This is a genomic window from Flavobacterium sp. (assembly GCF_035195345.1).
Lineage (GTDB): Bacteria > Bacteroidota > Bacteroidia > Flavobacteriales > Flavobacteriaceae > Flavobacterium.
Genome location: NZ_CP136574.1, coordinates 1,675,410 through 1,691,437, shown reverse-complemented (window position 1 = coordinate 1,691,437; position 16,028 = coordinate 1,675,410). Strand labels below are relative to the sequence as shown.

Sequence of the window (16,028 nt, the reverse complement as noted above, 5' to 3'; positions counted from 1 at the left end):
AGTTACGGATTTTTGTAGTATTTGTGAAATTCTAGTTTCTTAAATAAATTATTGTTTTAGTTTTATTATTGAGTTTACTTCAATAAAATTGTAACCAATATCGATTGTTTTCGAAGTGTTATTTTTATAAATGAATTTATAATACCTTCCATCTGTTTCTATTTTATTAAAAAGAAAACCTTGATTCAAATTAGAGAAGTTTAAGCTGTATTTTGGATTAAAACTTACATTACATTCTTTCCCTTTCATTAATTCTAATTCAAGTAAAAACAATTCTGAATTATATATTTTATTTTGGACTTTTTTATTTTCAAAAGAAGGAAAATGTACGCGATTATCAAAAAGAAAAACAATGTCATTTTTCTTTTTAACTTTTTGATATAAATAACTTAATTCATTATAAGCAGCAAAAAAATCTAAAGGAGCTTTATTTGCATAATCTTGAATAGACTTTACAATTTTTCCGTTTTTAATAAATGATATTGAATTGTTCTGAGCATCAGTAACAGATCTGTGGTATGAGTCGTCCATTTTAAGGATATCAATCTTATCAAAATTATCAAATATTTGAGTAACTGTTTTTAAATCTAATTGAGTTTTAAAATCCTTTTCATTTGTATTATAGCCCAATCCTTTGAAATACATTTCTCCCTTTCTATTGATGTATGTTGTATTTATTCCGCAACATCCAAATCCACCTTCTCTATCAACAACTATGGCGTCATATAGCGTAGAATTGTTATAATTATTTTCTGTTTTAATTAAATTATATTCTGTTTGATTTTGGTCTTCAAGAATTAAATGCTTTTGATTCGACTTTTAATTTTATATTCTACCCAAAAAGAACCCGATTTATCCCAAAAAAACAATGTTGAGTCTTTTACCTTATATTTTGTTTTTGTCCCTAAAAAACGTTGGGCATTAATTTTCATATTTAGGTTTTTACGATCAAAATGCAACACATTCATTGAGGTTGGCACATCTTCATAGAATCCAAACTTATATTCAAGAACACTATCGTTTAAAATATTTCGGAATTATAAAGAATTTGGGATAATATCCGATTTAGGGGTTTTCATAGCATTTATAACAAGAGTTTCAAACATATCATCTTCTTTTCGATTATTGTATTTAAAAACGGCTTCTGCAACATATTTAGGTAAGTGTTTCAAACTTACTTGATGATGTTGTCCAATTATTTGTCTTCGGATAATTGCCCAAAAACTTTCAATTGAGTTCGTATTTATTCCTTTGTATGAATATAATCTTTGGTGGTCTATTTTTACGTGTTCTATAATTTCATTTATTCTTGAATAACCTCTATACTCATCTGAAATTAAAACGCTATCATCAGTATCAACGTATTTTTGAACCATATCTTTTAATTGCTTGGCGGTAACGTGCTTTGAAACTTGTGCTACTACATCTCCATTTCTCTCAACTATTCCTATTACGGGAATTTTAGAAGTTCCTCTACCTCTTTTTGGATTTTCAGCCGATTTTGCTGGATTTCCCTTACCTCTTTTGAATTTAATTCCAACTTCTTTTAATTCGTCTATTCTTTCGTCTAATTCTGGAATTGAAGTTTTAAATAACGGCTTGTTTGTTTCTCCGTTGTTAAATTTTCTTGGCTTACCTCCAACATACATTTCGTCCATTTCTACAATACCCTCTAACTCTATGCTATCATTTTCAATACTCATTAAATTTCGCATTTTATGATACATATTTAAAGCGGTTGGATAACTTACATTTAGATTTCTTTGTAATTGTAAAGCAGATAAACCTTTCTTAGCATCGCAAACAATAGAAAATGCAAACATCCATTTTTTTAAACTCATATTGGTAGAATGTAAAGCCGTATCAACAGTTACAGAAGTAGATTTACCACAATTGTAGCACTTAAAACGTAAATCTTTACCACGTTTAGAAAGATTAGTAGATTCACAATAAGCACAAATAGGTTTTTCGCCCCAACGGATTTCCTCGAAGTATTTAACAGCATCTAATTCCGTTGGGAATTTTTCTGATATTTCTACTATATTCATTTTTAAACTTAATTTTTACTTAAACGCTCATTTATTGATTCTATAATTTCTGCTCTTTCATTTGAGTTTTTAGAATGTAATCTTTCTTCTTCTTCGGTCATCCATTTTTTTGGTTCAGGCAAAATAGTGTTTGCCTTTATACAATCATATAGATATTGTGTTTTCCTATTTTGTACAGTAGATAAATACATATCAATTTCATGAGAATCATCTCTTAGTATTTCACTTTGTGTTTTCAAATCTTGTTTTATAGCTTTGAATTTTTTATCAAAATATATAAAAACACCTAAAAAAAAGAATGGCAGTGCTATTAATTCAAATATTTGTAATGTAGTCATTGTTGTTTTTGTGTTAGATAATTGTTGAAATAAACTTATAAATCCTTCAATCTTTAAAAGTATTGGAGACAAAAAAGTTATAACGTAACTTATAATTGTTTTAGTTGAATCGTTAATTTTTGTTTTCATATCTTTGTGTTTAGGTGGAACACGAAGATAGTTAAATTTAGTTATATCCCAAATTCTTTATAATTCCGAAATATTTAAACCAAAAATTTCTTCATCGAAGGAATCATAACCTTCATTTTTTAATCGTTCATCAAAACACCAGTTACCTATTAAAAGGTTTTCCTCTTTTTTTTCACAAGAAAAAAAGAAAATAAAAATTAATAAAAAGAATATATTTTTCATTTAAAGCTTTGAGGAATTAATCTACAATATAAATTATTAACCCAACTATAATTAAAAACAAAACGAAGCCTATCCTAGTATTCCAATTTTCATTCTTAATTTCAGAGAATGGTTTTTTTCCTGAATAACAAATCCATTTAGTTAGCATACCAAGTCTTTTAAAAAAGAAGTACATGCCTTCTTGTCCTAAATTGATAATTATATCTTCAAAAAAACTCATTTTTATTTAAACTAAAAAATTATTTACTTGCTTTGAAATAACAATAAATTCCAGCAACAAAAATCAGTAAACCGGCTAAAAATTTAAAATGAATATCTTCATCTTCAAAGAGGAAAATATCTTTTGTTTCATTTGTAATTAGATTGATCTTGTCTCCAACATTTATTGAGCAACGACCTTCTAACCTTTTACTTTGTTTCTTTTCGTTAAAGTAAAAAGTAAAATAAGCTTTAGAAGTTTTAGAAGATTCGCTACACGAAATAGGTACTGAGAAAACACTAACAGAGATTTTGTTTCCAGAATTTAATATTTTGTATTCTTGAAATGTTCTGTAAAATGAAACAAAACTGATTAGAATAATTAATATTGAAGCATATTTAAGCATTTTATCCATCTTCTAAAAAAACCAACTCGCCACAAAAATTGCTGTAATCACACAAATTAAATCCACTAAAAGCATCATTCCTAAAGTATAGCGTGTATTTTTCACATTGATACTTCCAAAATAAACGGCAATCACGTAGAAAGTTGTTTCGGCACTGCATTGGAAAATACAGCTTAATCTTCCGGTTAAGGAGTCAGGTCCAAATTGCTTCATCGCATCAATCATAAAACCTCGTGAACCACCAGAACTAAAAGGACGTAACATCGCCACAGGGAGCGAATCGGTGATCTCTTTAGCGACACCAAGATGAGCAAATAGAAATGAAATTCCGTAGCTTATATTTTCAAACAAACCACTATTTCTGAATAACGAAATAGCTACTAACATTCCCATTACATAAGGAAAAATAGTTACTCCCGTTTTTAATCCGTTGTTGGCTCCTGATACAAAAGTGTCGAAAATGGTTGTTTTTTGTTCCACAAATTTCTTCTCTTGAACGAAAGAAAAAATCAAAGTTCCACCTATGATTAATATCAATAATAATCCAGAAAGATTAGAAGTAAAATAATTTTTTCCGATTAAATCTAAACTGTTTACATAAAATAATAATCCTACAATGGCGCCGATAACACCCATTAAAACTGCTAGTAGAGAAGCACTTTTAAAATTAACTCGTTGTTTAATTCCAACCAAGATAAAAGCAGCAATAGTTCCAACAAAAGAAGTAATAATACAAGGTAACATTACATCAGCAGGATTGGCAGCATGTTCAGCCGCTCGATACCCAATAATTGAGGTTGGGATTAATGTTAAACCCGCAGCGTGTAAACACATGAACATAATTTGGGCATCACTTGCTCGGTCTTTATCATCGTTGAGTTCTTGTAAACTTTGCATGGCTTTTAATCCAAATGGAGTAGCCGCAGAATCCAGACCTAAAAAGTTAGCAGCAAAATTCAATGTCATGTAGGAAATTGATTCGTGATTTTTTGGAATAGAAGGAAATACTTTGGCAAATAGAGGACTTAGTTTTTTAGCTAATCGTTCAGAAGCTCCAGAAATAATTAGTAATTCCATAATTCCACAAAAAAATGACAAATAAGCCATTAAAGGAAGAATTAAATCAAACAAACTGCTTTTAGTCATGGGTAGTAATCCATCAGCTTTTTGTTTTCCGCTGTAGATTTTTACAGTTTGATTGTTGAACACATAAGTGGTGTCGGCATCAGCTTCATTTTTATTAATAATGAATGTTTTATCTTCCGCTTTTTGCACACTGTCTTGTACAAATTGAGGCACTTCTTTTAAATATTTTTCACCAATTAAAAGCGGTTCACCTTGTTTGCCATTCAATACATAATCAATAGAATAGTATTGCGAAGAAAACAATCCAAAAACAATAAAAAAGATAGAAGATATAAATATCACTAACCAAAATCTGCTTAAAACCATAAATTGTTATTTTTTCGTAAAAGTAATATTAAATCAACAAATATTAAATAAATATAAATGTTTTAGAAAATTAGATAATTAATTTTATATTTGTTAATTAATCACTATAAAACCTACTAATAAAGATGAAAATCAGAACATTACTACTTATTTTTTCATTAGTTTTTTCTGGATTTGTTTGTTCTCAAACAAAAGAAGATGTAGAAAAAATAACCAAAAATTATGATTTGGAGAAAATTAAAGAATTAGAAGTTACTTACAAAAAGAAAGAGGCAGATGAGAAAGAAGCAGCTTATGAAGCAGCAAAAATAAATGGATGGCCTATTACAATCAAAAATGAAGATGGTTCATTTCAAGAATTAATGAAGTTAACACCAGATGGCTTCCCAATTTATTATTCAACAGAAAATGTTGCTGCGGCTAGATCCACTCGTACTAATTATTTAAATACTGGAGGTGGTTTAGGATTAACTTTAGATGGACAGAACATGGTGGCTAGAGTATGGGATGGCGGTACCGTGAGAAGAACACATAGAGGTTTTGAAACAGGCAGACTTACAACAGTAGATGATGCAACTGGAACAACTTATTCAGATCATGCCACACACGTATCTGGGACAATTATTGCCAATAGATGGAGTATTGGTTCTAATGCTATTAAAGGGATGGCAACACAAGCTACAGCAAGAACATTTAATTGGACAGATGATGAATCTGAAGTATTATCTGAAGTGGCATTAGGAATGCTCCTTTCAAATCATTCTTATGGAGTACCAGTTACAGGAACAGGAGGAACACTTCCTTCATGGTATATTGGTTCGTATGTAGATGATTCAAGGGCTTGGGATGAAATTGCTTATGTTTCACCATATTATTTAGCTGTTTATTCTGCTGGAAATGATGGAACAAATAATAATAATCCGGACCCAATTGCTGCTGGTTATGATAAATTAGTTGGTAATAAAGTAGCTAAAAATGTATTAACAATTGCTAATGCTCAGGATGCTGTAATTAACGCTGACGGTTCTTTATCAAGTGTTAATATTGATAATTCAAGTAGCCAAGGTCCTACAGACGATAGAAGAATAAAACCAGATATTGCAGGCAACGGTACTGCAGTAAATTCTATCGTTGAAACTTCTGATACCGCTACAGGTCAAATGTCTGGAACATCTATGGCTGCTCCTAATGTTACAGGGACTCTGTTATTGTTACAGCAACACTATAAAAATGTAACAAATAATTTTATGAAATCTGCTACATTAAAAGGTTTGGCTTGTCATACGGCTGACGATGCGGGAGTTTTAGGGCCAGATCCCAAATTTGGATGGGGGTTGTTAAATGCTAAAAAAGCAGCAGAAACTATTACAAATAATGGATTATCATCATGGGTTTCAGAAGAACGATTAAACCAAGGTGATATATTTTCAATGACTGTTGCATCTAGTGGAGGCGCAAGTAATCCACTTATAGCTTCAATTACATGGACAGATGTTCCTGGTGAAGCTAATAATGGTCAAAGATTAACACCAAATGACCCTTTCAAAGCGTTAGTAAATGACTTAGATATTAGAATTACTAAAGATGGTATTCCTTTTTATCCTTGGAGACTAGATGTTAATTCTCCAACTTCACCAGCATTGAGAGATGCGGATAATAGTATTGATAATGTTGAAGTAGTTAAAATTGACAATCCAGCGGCTGGGAATTATGTAATTACAGTGACTCATAAAGGGACTTTAGTTACAGGAGGACAAAATTATTCATTGGTTGTGACAGGTTTATCATCAAATATTGCTCTTATTCCAACCTCAGATAATGTTGAATTGTGTAGTAATCAAACAGCTACTTATACGTTTAATTATAAACAAGTAGGTGGTGGAACAACAAATTTTTCTGCTACAGGAGTACCTTCAGGCGCTAATGTTTCAATTTCTCCAACTAGTTTAAGTGCTAATGGAACAGTTACAATGACTGTTTCTAATTTAGGTTCTGTTGTTCCAGGGGAATACAATATTGGAATAGTAGGAAATAATGGGGTAGAATTAGAAACAAGAACTAAAGTACTTAAGATTTATAGTTCTACTTTTGATCCAGTTGCTATGTTATATCCTGCTAATGGATTTAATGGCGCTTCAACAACAGTTAATCTTGATTGGGCAGCTAATTCTAATGTTGAGAATCAAATAGTTCAATTGTCTACAAGTCCATCATTTTCAACTTATATAGTGAATCAGACTACTCCAAATACAAATTATATTGTTTCAGGTTTATCTCAAGATACTATGTATTATTGGAGAATAGTTCCTTCCAATAGATGTGGTGCAGCAAGTGAAACTAATGCAACAGTTTATTCTTTTAGAACAGGAATTTTATCTTGTGGGAATACATTTACTGCAACAGATTTTTCGAATGCTACAGTTGCAGAAGTGGCTAATTCTAGTGCTAGTGTGCCAGTTATTATAACAGGAGGTTTAACAATCGGTGAAATGAGAGTTTCTTTTGCAATGACTCATACTTATGTTCAAGATATGACAATAATGTTACAAGGCCCTGTTTCATTAGGAAGTCCTATTGTTACATTGCTACAGCAGCCTTGTGGTGATAACGATGATATTAATTGTAGATTAATTGATTCTGGTGCTGCTCCAACTTGTACGGGTACTCCATCAATTTCAGGAGATATAGCTCCGACAAATCCTTTAAGTAGTTTAAACGGTTTAATTGCAGATGGAACATGGACATTATTAGTTGACGATCCATTTAATAACGATGGTGGAACAATAAGTAGTTTTTCAATTGAGGTATGTGCTGTAACTGCTTCATTAAGTTCAAATGACAATGTTTTAGGATCTTTAAAAGTATATCCAAATCCTGCTAAAGGAATAGTAAATATTGATTTAGGAAATGTAACAGGAGATACAACTTATGAATTGTTTGATGTGCAAGGAAGAAAAGTAATCTCTAAAGTTTCTTCAACAAATTTTGAAACATTAAATGTTGAAAGTTTATCAGATGGAATATATATGCTAACGGTTCAAAACGGAAGTGCAAAAACAACTAAAAAATTGGTTATTAATAAATAGTCAACAATTAACCGTATAAAAAAGGGAGCTATTTAGCTCCCTTTTTTATACATGAATAATTTCATCTTCTACCAATAAATCTTCTCTTCTTAATCTTAGGAAAATTTGTGCCACTGCAATAACATCTTTTTCACAGTAAGTAATAATTCTATCAATGTCATTTTCTATATAAAAAACACACGCAACTTCGCTACCATCAATATCGTCTTTTGGAGATGGAATTCCTAAAACTTTTGTAAGTAATTTTAATGAAGTAAAGTGTTTGTAATCACCAAACTTCCATAATTCTAAAGTGTCAAGATGGGGTACTTCCCAAGGTTTTTTCCCGAATAAATTTAGTTTATTTGGTAAAGCAATTCCATTAATAATCATGCGTCTAGCAATAAATGGAATGTCAAACTCTTTGGCATTATGGCCACATAGTACATGCTGCGCTCCATTGAAATGGGTGTTTAGTAAATTTGAAAAATCTTGTAAAATCTTTTTTTCATCACCCCAAAAACTAGTTACTCGAAAGTTTCTAATATCGGCTTTATTTACAAAATACCCCACAGAAATGGTGATGATTTTCCCAAATTCTGCCCAAATACCTGCTCTTTCGTAAAAATCTTCAGCCGAGACTTCGTCTTTTCGTTGGTATTGTGTTTTGTGTTCCCATAAATAACGTGTTTCTTCGTCTAAAATGCCATAATTTTGGTGTTCCGGAACAGTTTCAATGTCTAAAAATAGAATGTTGTTAAGGTTAATTTTTTCAATCATTTTTGTACGGTTTGTAGTTAGTTTTTTTAATTATTATACTTTCAGCAGTATCATTTTTTTCTCAATTTCAACATTTCATAAGCTTCTTCCACATAAATATATAAATCTTCACTATGTGGATCGTATGATGTTTGAACACCTTTTAAATGGCCTAATCTAACAATAATTAACTCGTCTTCAGGAATTACAATTACAAATTGCCCTAAATGCCCACGCATATAGTATAAATCTTTTCCTAAAAAGTTGTGCATCCACCAGCCATACCCATAATGTGGAGTTTCATTAAAACGAGGTGTAATGCATTTTTTTACAAACGTACTATCTAATATTTGTTGATCATTCCACTTTCCATTATTCAAATATAATTTTCCGAATCTTGCGAAATCTCTTGCATTACTGGCGATACAACAGTAAGCTTTTTCAATTCCATCTGGCGCTTCATCCAGTTGCCAAAGCGCATCGTTTTCAGCTCCCATAGGTTGCCAAAAATGTTTTGAAACATAAGCAGATAAATGTTCTCCAGTCGCTTTTTCAACACACATGGCTAGTAGTTGGGTAGCACCGCTTAAATATTTGAAGGATTGCCCAGGTTTTTCATTTATGTCTAAGTTTAAGATTACATTTTTTAAATCATCGTCAAAATAAGCTCGGGTAACAATTGAAAATGGACTGTAATATTTTTCATCCCAACTCAATCCAGAAGCCATAGAAGACAAATCGCCAATGGTAACTTCTTTCGGATAAGTTCCTTTTAGTTCAGGAAAAAAGTCGGTTACTTTTTGATCTAAACTTTTCATTTTTCCTTCCATAAGGGCTTTTCCCATAGCCATGGTAACTATACTTTTTGCCATGGAAAAGGAATTTGATTTTGAATTTTCATCAAATCCATCAAAATAGCTTTCGTGCCAAATACTATCATTTTTAATGATGAGATATGCTATAGTTTGTAGCTCTTTATGATTTTTTGCTAACTCCTCGGTAGCCGGAATAGTGTTGTAATCAGATGCAATTGCCCATGGTTGTGCTATTCCTTTTTTGATTTCTCTATTTGGGAATTCTTTATAATCTTCTAAAAAGGCAGTAGTATAGCCTTTAAAATAAATAGTTCTTACGGCTCGTAAAAGATAATCTACATCAAAAATGTACATTAAAATAATAATGCTCGCTAAAACAATTGCGAACCATTTAAAAAATTTTAGAAGGAATTTCATGAGCTATTTTATAAGTTTGCGTTATAAAAGTAGCAAAAAGTGATTTGATTTTATAAAAATCTAAAACAAACTTTCTTGTTTTATTGGATTTTCATGTTCAAGTAACCATTTTTTTCGCCATAATCCACCGGCATAACCCTTTAGTGAACCATCTGTACCAATAACGCGATGACAGGGTACTACAATCCAGAGTGGGTTTTTACCATTTGCCGATGCTACTGCTCGAATTGCTTTTGCATTGCCTAATTTTTTTGATAATTCTAAATAGGAGCATGTTTTACCATATGGAATTTGTAGTAACTCTTGCCAAACCTTTTTCTGAAATTCGGTTCCTTTTGGGTTTAATTTAAATGTGAATTCGGTCCGTTTTCCTATAAAATATTCTTCAAGTTGGTTAACTGCTTCGATTAAATCATTAGGAATTATAGTCGATAATTCTACACTTTCATCCAATACATGAATTTTTGAAACTCCGTCAGCATCACCTTTAACTTCTGTAAAACTTAGTGGTGTTTTTATGATTACTGATTCCATATAGTAAATATAAAAAAACCACCTTTATAAAAGGTGGTTTAATAAGATGTAAAAGCTGAATTAATAATATTGTTAAGATTTAATCTCTTCTTTTTTGTCAGTAGCTGGCTCTAATACTTTTCCTTTGAAAGATAAAGTTTTTACTGCTTCAGCACCGTTTTCAGTAGTTGTAATTGTAACTGATTTTTGGAAAACACCACCATTAGCTGCGTTAAAAGTTGCAGCAACCATTCCTTTTTCACCTGGTTTAATTGGCGTTTTGGTGTAATTAGCTGCAGTACAACCACAAGCTGGTCTCACATTTGTAATTAAAATCGTTTCTTTGGTGTTGTTAGTAAACGAAAACTCATAAGTAACAGGTTTTCCTTTTTCAATATCTCCAAAATCATGCATTTCTTGATCCCATTTAATTGCAGACTGAGCTGGAGTAGCTGGAGTTTTAACTTCAGCAGGAATTGCTTCAACTTTTGTAGTTTCAGTTTTTAATTCTTTTGTAGGAACAACTTTTGAGTCTTTTACTTGTGCGAATGAAGCACTAGCAATAAATAAAGCTAAAATTGATAATTTAATTGATTTCATACGATATATGTTTTTAGTTATTTTAAATTTGTCATACAAAACTAAAAAACTTTTTAGTTGGTGTTGTTAATTAAATTTTAATGATTGTTAATGACATGTTAACAGTAAATATAGAAACCACTTTTTTTGTAATATCGACCTCATTATGAAGTTTAACCGATTTAACACTATTATTTTTATAGGCTTTTTAGCAATTGTTGGTGTAATTGTTATGCAATTGTTTTTATTAAACCAAGCGTATATTTTTGAAAAAAGGGATATGGAGGATAAAATCCATTTTGCCTTACAAGATGTTGTGGAAAAAATTTACCGAGATAACAAATCTGAATTACCTATTACAAATCCCATAAAAAAAATTTCTGAGAATTATTTTATTGTTAATGTAAATGATGTTTTTGAAAATCAAATTTTAGAGAAATATTTAAAGGTAGAATTTGAAAAAGTAAAGTTAGAATTAGACTTTGAATATGCTATTTACGATTGTAGTTCTGATGAAATGGTTTACGGGAATTATATTTCGTTAGATGGGAAATCTGAAAAGTTTTGTAAAGATTGTTTTTTAAAAAACAACGATTTAACTTACTATTTTGCTGTTCGATTTCCTAATTTAAAACAAACATATTTTAAGAGTATTTCGCAATATTGGATTTTTACTGGAGTGTTATTTTTGGTATTAATTATTTATGTTTATTCTGTATTTTTAATGTTACAACAAAAAAGATACACTGATTTACAAAAAGATTTCATCAACAATATGACCCATGAATTTAAAACCCCATTAGCGTCAATTCTAATAGCATCAAATTATGCAAATACACAAAAGGAAATAGCAGAAAATTCTAGGTTGTCAAAATACATGCAAATAATTATTAATCAAAGTAATAAACTAAATCAGCATATCGAAAAAATTCTATATATAGCAAAAACAGAAAGCAAACAAATTTTATTAGATAAAACCAAAGTTAACTTAACCACTTTACTTGAATTGGTAAAGGAAAATATTCTTTTAAAGCATCAGAAGGAGGTATTGATTGACATTCAATTAGAACGTGACTATTTGGTGCAAGCCGATGAATTTCATTTTTACAACATCCTTTATAATATTATGGATAATGCAGTGAAATATTCAGTTCAAAAGCCAATTATTCATATTCAATCGAATGAAAATGAAAAAGGATTGGTTTTGAAATTCTCAGACAATGGCGTTGGAATTCCTCCAAATGATTTACCTTTCATTTTTGATAAATTTTACAGAGTAGCGCGTACAGATAATAAAGATATCGAAGGTTTTGGCATTGGACTTTCGTATGTAAAACGTGTTTGTGAATGGCACAAATGGAAAGTTATTGCGGTTAATAATAAAGATTTAGGAATTACAGTATCTATACAAATTAATAAAAAAGAGTATGAGTAAAAAACGCATTTTGTATGTTGAAGACGACGAAACGTTAGCGTTTTTAACTAGCGACAATTTGGAACAACATTTTGAAGTAATACATTGTAACAATGGTAAAGAAGCCTTTCAATTATTTTGTAAAGACACTTTCGATTTATGTGTTTTAGATATTATGTTGCCCGACATGGATGGTTTTGAAATTGCTACTGAAATTAGAAAACGAAACCAAGAAATTCCAATTATTTTTCTTTCGGCAAAAACAATGAAAGAAGACCGAATTAAAGGGTTAAAATTAGGTGCAGATGATTATTTGGTTAAACCATATTCAATTGAAGAACTTATTTTAAAGATTGAAATTTTCTTAAATCGTAGCCAAAAATCTACCGATAATTCAACACAAAAGCAATATACTTTTGGGAGTTTTCATTTTGAACCAGAGAACTATTTACTAAAGAATGAAAATCAAAATATAACACTTACAGAAAGAGAAGCATCACTATTAAAATTGTTCTTAGACAATCCGAATACCGTTTTAAAAAGAGAAAAAATTTTAATGGAATTATGGGGAAGCGATGATTATTTTCTAGGCAGAAGTTTAGATGTTTTTATTTCCCGATTGCGAAAAATTATAAAAGAAGAAACCCACGTGAGAATCGAAAATATTCCGCGCGTGGGCTTTAAATTGGTGGTTGAATAAACGCTATTCTAAACTCATCATATATACTTCTAGTGCTTTGCGTTCTTCAGGTGTCATAGCTTTTGTAATTACAAAATTAGCTTTCATAATTTCATATTGAGAGGCATCTACTAATGTTTCGCCTTCGCCATTAATAAACGAAGCAATACTAGCACCTTTTTCTTTGTAAATTTTTGCAATATCTTTAATTGAAGGTCCAACAACTTTAACGTCTGGTTTATGACAAGCAGTACAAGTTCCTTTTCCTTCAAAAAGTTCTTGTCCTTTTGCTAATAATGGGTCAACAGTTGTTTCAGTTGTTGCCTCTTTTTTTTCTTCTACAAGATTTCCATACGCATCAGTTTCTTTCTTTTCACCACAGCTTGTTGCAATTAATGCGAAAGTCAAAACACTGATTGTTTTTAATAAAATTTTCATTTTGATATAATTTAGAAATGTCTATAAAATTACACTTTCAATTTTATACGGAGTGTGACAAATGTCACATTACTTATTCAATAAAATAGCGGCTTCTTTGGCAAAATACGTTGAAATTAAACTTGCGCCTGCTCTCTTGATACACATTAATTGTTCCATCATAATTTTATCATGATCTAACCAACCTCTTTCAGACGCTGCTTTTATCATAGCATATTCTCCGGAAACATGGAAAACCGTAACCGGAACATCCACCGCATTTTTAACTTCACGAACAATATCTAAATAAGCAATTCCTGGTTTTACCATAACCATATCGGCTCCTTCTTCCACATCCCACAACGCTTCTTTAACCGCTTCAATGCGATTAGCGTAATCCATTTGATAGGTCTTTTTATCTTTTGGCACTGCTACATCAGCTTCTCTTGGAGCACTATCTAATGCATCTCGAAACGGACCGTAAAAAGCAGAAGCGTATTTTGCAGAATAACTCATAATACCCACATTGTGAAATCCAGCAGCATCTAAACCTTGACGTAAACGTAAAACACGACCATCCATCATATCGCTCGGTGCTACAAAATCTGCACCTGCTTTTGCATGAGAAACCGCCATTTTTACTAAAGCATCATTGGTTGCATCATTTGCAATGTCACCATTTTCAATTATTCCATCGTGACCATAAATGGAATACGGGTCTAAAGCTACATCTGGCATTACAATCATTTTAGGACAAGCGGTTTTGATGGCACGAATAGCTTTTTGCATCAAACCATTATCATTCCAAGCTTCTTTACCTGTATTATCTTTTAGTGATTCGTCTACCTTGACATAAATATTTACAGCACGAATTCCCAAAGCAAAAAGTTCTTTTACTTCTTCAACGGTTAAATCAATCGAGCGACGAAAAATGCCGGGCATTGATGCAATTTCAGATTTGTAGTTTTCTCCTTCAGCAATAAACATCGGGAACATAAAATCTGCCGGACTTAAGCTGGTTTCGCGTACTAAACTTCTTATAGATTCGTTTACTCTTAAACGACGACCTCTGTGTAATGGAAACATATAATTTATAATTTATAATTGATAATGAATAATTAAATCCATTCAATTGGTTTTGCTAATACTTTTAGTAATTTTTCTTCTTCGCTTCCTGGTTCAGGATGGTGGTCATACACCCATTGTACATGTGGTGGTAAACTCATCAAAATACTTTCTATTCTTCCGTTGGTTTTTAGTCCGAAAAGCGTTCCTTTATCGTGAACCAAATTGAATTCCACATAACGACCACGACGAATTTCTTGCCAAGTTCTTTGAGCATCTGTATATCGTAAATCTTTTCTTTTTTCCACGATGGGAATATACGCTTGTAAGAAAGAATTCCCAACTTCTGATACGAAATTGAACCAATCTTCCATAGACATTTTCTCGGTAGCTTTTAAATAATCGAAAAATAAACCGCCAATTCCACGCGCTTCAAATCGATGTGCGTTCCAGAAATACTCATCGCATTTCTTTTTATAATTCGGATAAAATTCAGGGTTATGTTTATCGCAAGCAGTTTTACAGGTTTGATGAAAGTGTTTGGCGTCTTCTTCAAATAAATAATAGGGTGTTAAATCTTGTCCGCCACCAAACCATTGTTTAATGATGTTGCCGTTTTCATCATACATTTCAAAATAGCGCCAATTGGCATGAACGGTTGGCACCATTGGATTTTTAGGATGAATCACCAAACTCAAGCCGCAAGCGAAAAAATCAGCTTCTCCAACACCGAACATTTTTTGCACGGTATCCGGTAATTTGCCATGAACGGCTGAGATATTTACGCCACCTTTTTCGAAAACATTCCCGTTTTCAATCACACGTGTGCGTCCACCACCGCCTTCTGGTCGTTCCCAAATATCTTCCCGAAATTTGGTGCTGCCATCAATATCTTCTAATCCTTTACAGATTTGATCTTGCAGGTTTTGTATGTAGGTGTAGAATTTATTTTTCATGTTCTAATTCATATAATTCCATATCTAATGGAGTTTCATTTGGAGGCGTGTATTCATTTAAAAGTGTTTTTTTCCACTCGAAACTACACTTTTCTGCAACTTTACAACTTCCAATATTTGTTTTATGAGCAATAATTTGAAATTTATTGAATTCTAAAACTTCAAATCCATATTTTGAGGTTAGCGCAATAGCTTTTGACATCCAACCTTTGTTTTCGTATTCTGTACTTAAACAATAAGCAAATTCTCCTTGTTTGGTATCCCAATTTATTTCTTTGATGATAATTAAGCCAGCAATTTTTGAATTAGAAACATCTTTAATTCCAAAAGTAAATTCAGACTTTGAAACGTTTTCTTTTCTTTTTTCTTCAATATAACTTAAACTATCAGTAAAGGATTGATTTTTTGACAACGTAATTGGAAAGTACCGTTTAAAGTTATCAAAATTCAAGACCATCATTTCAGATAAACTTTTTGCGTCATCTGCTTGTAAATTGATTATATGAAATGAATCGGTTGCAATCATTAGTTACTTCTGAATGATTTGATTTTACA

At 31.4% G+C, this 16,028-nt stretch carries 18 protein-coding genes; 3 read left to right on the top strand and 15 right to left on the bottom strand.

Annotation, left to right across the window (positions count from 1 at the left end):
* Positions 1-48 precede the first annotated feature (48 nt).
* From RSE15_RS08190 to RSE15_RS08160, 7 genes are all read right to left on the bottom strand, one after another.
* Positions 49-663 carry a DUF6438 domain-containing protein gene (locus RSE15_RS08190; RefSeq protein WP_324070438.1) on the bottom strand — a complete coding sequence of 205 codons (615 nt, stop codon included), beginning with the start codon at positions 661-663 and terminating at the stop codon, positions 49-51.
* Positions 664-1,037: 374 nt separating this feature from the next.
* Positions 1,038-2,048, bottom strand: coding sequence for an IS1595 family transposase (locus RSE15_RS08185; RefSeq protein WP_324067399.1), 1,011 nt, complete (start codon positions 2,046-2,048; stop codon positions 1,038-1,040).
* Positions 2,049-2,056: 8 nt separating this feature from the next.
* On the bottom strand, positions 2,057-2,515 hold the full coding sequence (locus RSE15_RS08180) for a hypothetical protein (RefSeq protein ID WP_324067397.1): 459 nt from the start codon (positions 2,513-2,515) through the stop codon (positions 2,057-2,059).
* 57 nt (positions 2,516-2,572) lie between these two features.
* Positions 2,573-2,737 carry a hypothetical protein gene (locus RSE15_RS08175; protein WP_324067395.1) on the bottom strand — a complete coding sequence of 55 codons (165 nt, stop codon included), beginning with the start codon at positions 2,735-2,737 and terminating at the stop codon, positions 2,573-2,575.
* 16 nt (positions 2,738-2,753) lie between these two features.
* Entirely contained in the window at positions 2,754-2,957 is a 204-nt protein-coding gene (locus RSE15_RS08170) for a hypothetical protein (protein ID WP_324067393.1), read from the bottom strand.
* A gap of 19 nt (positions 2,958-2,976) precedes the next feature.
* On the bottom strand, positions 2,977-3,351 hold the full coding sequence (locus tag RSE15_RS08165) for a hypothetical protein (RefSeq protein WP_324067392.1): 375 nt from the start codon (positions 3,349-3,351) through the stop codon (positions 2,977-2,979).
* Positions 3,352-3,354: 3 nt separating this feature from the next.
* Complete coding sequence (locus tag RSE15_RS08160) at positions 3,355-4,794, bottom strand: spore maturation protein (protein ID WP_324067390.1); 1,440 nt, start codon at positions 4,792-4,794, stop codon at positions 3,355-3,357.
* Positions 4,795-4,919: 125 nt separating this feature from the next.
* Here RSE15_RS08160 and RSE15_RS08155 point away from each other — a divergent pair, with 125 nt between their 5' ends.
* Positions 4,920-7,880: a S8 family serine peptidase gene (locus RSE15_RS08155; RefSeq protein ID WP_324067388.1), complete on the top strand. Its 2,961-nt coding sequence runs from the start codon at positions 4,920-4,922 to the stop codon at positions 7,878-7,880.
* Between the two features lie 45 nt (positions 7,881-7,925).
* Here RSE15_RS08155 and RSE15_RS08150 read toward each other — a convergent pair whose 3' ends face one another.
* The 4 genes from RSE15_RS08150 to RSE15_RS08135 all read right to left on the bottom strand — a co-directional run bounded on the left by RSE15_RS08150 (position 7,926) and on the right by RSE15_RS08135 (position 10,963).
* Positions 7,926-8,639: a 3'-5' exonuclease gene (locus RSE15_RS08150; RefSeq protein ID WP_324067386.1), complete on the bottom strand. Its 714-nt coding sequence runs from the start codon at positions 8,637-8,639 to the stop codon at positions 7,926-7,928.
* 50 nt (positions 8,640-8,689) lie between these two features.
* Complete coding sequence (locus tag RSE15_RS08145; protein WP_324067384.1) at positions 8,690-9,850, bottom strand: serine hydrolase domain-containing protein; 1,161 nt, start codon at positions 9,848-9,850, stop codon at positions 8,690-8,692.
* 60 nt (positions 9,851-9,910) lie between these two features.
* The gene (locus tag RSE15_RS08140; protein ID WP_324067382.1) at positions 9,911-10,384 is read right to left on the bottom strand and encodes a methylated-DNA--[protein]-cysteine S-methyltransferase; all 474 of its coding nucleotides are present in this window, start codon (positions 10,382-10,384) and stop codon (positions 9,911-9,913) included.
* 72 nt (positions 10,385-10,456) lie between these two features.
* Positions 10,457-10,963, bottom strand: coding sequence for a DUF1573 domain-containing protein (locus RSE15_RS08135; protein WP_324067380.1), 507 nt, complete (start codon positions 10,961-10,963; stop codon positions 10,457-10,459).
* 145 nt (positions 10,964-11,108) lie between these two features.
* Between RSE15_RS08135 and RSE15_RS08130 the strand changes: the two genes are divergently transcribed.
* Entirely contained in the window at positions 11,109-12,377 is a 1,269-nt protein-coding gene (locus tag RSE15_RS08130) for a sensor histidine kinase (protein WP_324067379.1), read from the top strand.
* Entirely contained in the window at positions 12,370-13,056 is a 687-nt protein-coding gene (locus RSE15_RS08125) for a response regulator transcription factor (protein ID WP_324067377.1), read from the top strand. Before RSE15_RS08130 ends, RSE15_RS08125 begins: the two co-directional genes overlap by 8 nt.
* A gap of 3 nt (positions 13,057-13,059) precedes the next feature.
* Here the strand turns inward: RSE15_RS08125 and RSE15_RS08120 are convergent, their stop codons facing one another.
* From RSE15_RS08120 to RSE15_RS08105, 4 genes are all read right to left on the bottom strand, one after another.
* Positions 13,060-13,473 carry a c-type cytochrome gene (locus RSE15_RS08120; protein WP_324067375.1) on the bottom strand — a complete coding sequence of 138 codons (414 nt, stop codon included), beginning with the start codon at positions 13,471-13,473 and terminating at the stop codon, positions 13,060-13,062.
* A 69-nt stretch (positions 13,474-13,542) separates the two neighbouring features.
* On the bottom strand, positions 13,543-14,538 hold the full coding sequence (gene hemB, locus RSE15_RS08115) for a porphobilinogen synthase (RefSeq protein WP_324067373.1): 996 nt from the start codon (positions 14,536-14,538) through the stop codon (positions 13,543-13,545).
* 32 nt (positions 14,539-14,570) lie between these two features.
* Positions 14,571-15,473 (bottom strand): oxygen-dependent coproporphyrinogen oxidase, encoded by a 903-nt coding sequence (hemF, locus tag RSE15_RS08110; protein WP_324067371.1) that lies wholly within the window; start codon positions 15,471-15,473, stop codon positions 14,571-14,573.
* The gene (locus tag RSE15_RS08105) at positions 15,463-15,999 is read right to left on the bottom strand and encodes a GNAT family N-acetyltransferase (protein ID WP_324067368.1); all 537 of its coding nucleotides are present in this window, start codon (positions 15,997-15,999) and stop codon (positions 15,463-15,465) included. Before RSE15_RS08105 ends, hemF begins: the two co-directional genes overlap by 11 nt.
* Positions 16,000-16,028 lie beyond the last annotated feature (29 nt).